Annotated in this window: 2 protein-coding genes; both read right to left on the bottom strand. The window is 70.6% G+C overall.

Going from position 1 to position 3,641, the window contains the following annotated elements:
• Positions 1–1,533 (bottom strand): TonB-dependent receptor plug domain-containing protein (locus PMI01_RS05385; RefSeq protein ID WP_007664877.1); only part of this gene is annotated, 1,533 nt, incomplete at its 3' end.
• Positions 1,534–1,713: 180 nt separating this feature from the next.
• Entirely contained in the window at positions 1,714–3,516 is a 1,803-nt protein-coding gene (locus PMI01_RS05380; protein ID WP_007664874.1) for an amidohydrolase family protein, read from the bottom strand.
• Between the last annotated feature and the right edge of the window lie 125 nt (positions 3,517–3,641).

The following is a 3,641-nucleotide window of genomic DNA, read 5'->3' as shown; positions in this document are numbered from 1 at the left end:
CAGGCTGCCGCCGTTGAAGGGGTTGTAGGCGTCCGGCGTCGACAGGCCGATCTGCTTCTGCAGGGCGGTGGCGCTGATGCCGTCCGAGACGTCCTCGACCTTGGCCGCCGAATAGAGCAGCGCCGACTCCCACTTGAAGCCGAACTTCTCGCCCTTCAGCCCGGCCAGGTAGCGGGTCTGGCTGTTCTCGACGTCGACCTTGGACAGGCCGGCGTCGGCGAAGGTGTAGCTGTTGAGGGTCACGGCCAGGCCGCCGACGGGAGCGGTCGTGCCGGCCAGGCGGTTGGGGTTGGCCGCGCCGTTGGCGAAGGTCACCGGGCCGAAGGGGTTCCAGTAGCTGGAGGTCGGCGCCGTGATCACCTGGGCCGAGGTGGTGTTGACCGGCGACTGCCAGGCGTGGGTCTTGGCGCTGTAGACGCCCAGTTCGCCGAAGGCGGTGATCTCGTCGGTGACGCGGTAGTTGCCGGTCAGGAAGACGTTGATGCGCTTGAGCTCGGGCATGATCGACAGGCCGTTGGCGGCCGTGTCGTAGCGCAGGTTGCGGTCCTCGCCCGAGGTGGCCAGGGCGCCGTCGTCGACGCTGACGCCGTTGCCCAGCGAGACCAGGCTGCCGGGGTTGGTCGTCGGCTGGATGTGGAACGCGCCGGCCGCGCTGGTGATCAGGGCGCCGTTCCTGCGGACGGCGGCGGCGGCCGTAAAGCTGCCCCACGGCGTGGTGGTGGTGCGGGCGTCGAGCGTCGCCGCGCCGTCGAAACTGGTGCCGACGAACAGCGGACGCTTGTCGGACGAGGCGGTGTAGTCCTGGTCGGTCGAGCGCAGCGCCGTGCGCTGGTCATAGGCCAGGAAGGCGGTCAGGTTGCCGCGGTCGAAGGTTTTGCCGAACAGGCCGGTCAGGCCGTATTCCTTCAGGTGGGTGCCCGAGGCCACGCCGTATTGCGCCTCGACCTCGGCGCCGTTGAAATTGTCCTGCAGCACGGTGTTGACCACCCCGGCCACCGCGTCGGTGCCGTAGATCGCCGCCGCGCCGTCGCGCAGGACTTCCAGGCGCTTCAGGCCCGAGGTGGGGATGGCGTTGGTGTTGTAGGTGATGGTCGGCACCAGGCTGGTGCCGTCGGCCTGGCTGGTCGGGTGGGTGACCACGCGGCGGCCGTTCAGCAGCACCAGGGTGTTGCCGGAGCCGAGGTTGCGCAGGTTGACCGAGCCGATGTCGCCGCGCGCCGAGTTGCTGCTGCCCGGGATGTAGCTGCTGTTGTAGTTGACGTCGCCCATCTGCGGGATCGAGCGGAACAGGTCGTCGCCCGAGGTGGCGGCGACGGCGGCCAGTTGCTTGGCGTCGATCACCGTGACCGGCAGAGCGGCCGTGGCCTTGGCGCCCTCGATGCGCGAGCCGACGACGACGATCTCCTCGACCAGGGCGTCTTCCGGCGCTGGCGCGTTCTGGGCCCCGTTCTGGGCGAAGGCCGCGCCGGCCCAGCTGGCGCAAAGGGCTGACGTCGTCAGCATGGCGGCGCGAAGCGCCCTGGCGGTGTTCATTGTTGGTATCCCCACTTGATGACCCCGAGGCCCACGGGCCGCGCAGGCGGATCCGTGGGTCTCGAAGTCAGTCAGACGGAAGCGAGGAGCGGTCCCTCACCCCCGAGGGGGAATATTTTTGGCGACGCGGTCAAAACCACGCGCGGAGGTGGCGCGGCGCTCAGCGCTCGCCCCTGAGGGTCAGTAGAAGGTGACGTTGTCGACTTCCATCCACAGCTTGGCCCCGCCCTGGCGGCCGCCCATGAACTCGACCTCGGTCAGGTCGGCGCCCGTCCACGCGGCCTTGTCGTCCTTCTCGCCGCGATAGCTCAGGCCCTTGAGCGCCGAGAACGGCACCTCGACGGTCTGCCAGGCCGCGCCGGCCGAGAACGGAGCCGACCAGCGGCCGCCGGTCGTGGTGACGCCCAGGGCGTAGTCGCCGTCGCCGCGCACCTCGAACCGCACGCCCTTGAAGGCGCGGGCGTCGACCGGCTGGATCGAACCCCGGGTCAGCGGAATGATCACCCCGGCGGTCGGCCGGGCCTTCATCGCCATCCTCGCCGAGATCGACAGGGCGTGGCCGTCGGTTCCGCGCGGGATCACCTGGCTGATCTCGACGGTGCGGTCCAGGCCGCCGTCGGGATCGTCGTTGCGCAGGGTGTCCAGGCTGGAACGGCCGTCCGGGCGCTCGAAATCGTCGATCTGGGCCTTGGCCGGGACGGCGGCCATGGTGGTGGCGGTGTTGGCGGTCATCGGCGGCGCGCCGGGACCGAACACCAGCTTGCCGTCGATGAACACCCGGTCGGTCTTGCGCACGTCCTCGATCGCCTTCCAGGGCTCGCCCTTGATCAGCACCAGGTCGGCGCGCTTGCCCGCCTCGATCGTGCCGCGGTCGTCCAGCTGGCCGATGACCTTGGCGCTCAGCGCCGTACCGGCGATCAGCGCCTGGCTCGGCGTCAGGCCGGCGCGGACCAGCAGCTCCATCTCGTGCAGGGTCGAGACCCCGTGCGGCGTGCCGGGCATGCCGGCGTCGGTGCCCAGCGCCACGACCACCCCGGCGTCGTGCAGCGCCTTGGCGTTGGCCAGGGCGTAGTCGAACTTCTGGAAGCTCTGCTTGACCTTGGGATCGCTCATGTCGGTCGACTGGCCGGCCTTGGTCGGCTCGTAGACCGCCAGGGTCGGGGTGTCGGCGGTGCCACCCGCCTTGATGGCCGCGGCCTCCCCGGCGTCGAGCGGCCGGTCCTGCAGGCTGTGGGTGATCACGTCGACCTTGGCCCGGGCGGCCGCCTCGCCGCGGTCCACCGTCACGGTGTGGGTGAAGACCTTCAGGTCGTTCTTGTGGGCCTCGTCGACCAGGGCGGCCAGGGTCCACTCGTCCATGCTGGTATTGTCGGGCGCCACGCCATAGCGCCAGCCGTCGGTGAAGGCCTTGATCAGGTCGGGCTTGTAGGTGGCGATGACCCGGACGGCGGCCCGGGCGGCTTCCGGGGTGTTGACCCACTTGGTGGTGTTGGTGTCGGCCCAGTCGGCGCCGTGCCCGCCGGGGGTGCTCATCCGGGCGGCGAAGTTGACGTGCGGCGCGACCAGCCCCGACAGCCACTGGCGGCGCGGGGCGAAGGATTCCGGCGAAGCGTTGAAGTCGCTGACCGTGGTGACGCCGGCCGCGACATAGGCGGCGGCGATCTGCGGCGTGGTCGAGGGTATGCCGGCCGGGGTCCAGTGGGTGTGCAGGTCGTAGAAGCCCGGCAGCAGGGCCTGGCCCTTGGCGTCGATCACCCGCGCGCCGCGCGGCGCCTTCACGCCCGGACCGACGGCGGCGATGCGCCCGTCGCGGATCACCACATTGGCCAGGCGCGGGGCGGCGCCGGTGGCGTCGAACACCGTGGCCCCGATGATCGCCACGACCTCGCTCTTGGCCGGGGCGGCCGCCTGGGCGGCGCCGGCCAGGACCAGGGTGGCGGCCAGGGCGGCGGCGCTGACGGTGGCTGTGAGGGCGAGCTTCATGGAGGCGATCCTGCAGGGCGGCGAGCGGTCGGTAAGACTAGGACGTAAGCGGCGCCGAGCCCCTCACCCCGTCGGTCAGGTTTTTTCAGTCACCCCAACAATCGCCTCATCCTCCTGCGGCTCGT

This window comes from Caulobacter sp. AP07, assembly GCF_000281955.1.
Taxonomy (GTDB): Bacteria; Pseudomonadota; Alphaproteobacteria; order Caulobacterales; family Caulobacteraceae; genus Caulobacter.
The sequence above is the reverse complement of the archived record's forward strand: the minus strand, read 5'-3'. Positions and strand labels throughout refer to the sequence as shown.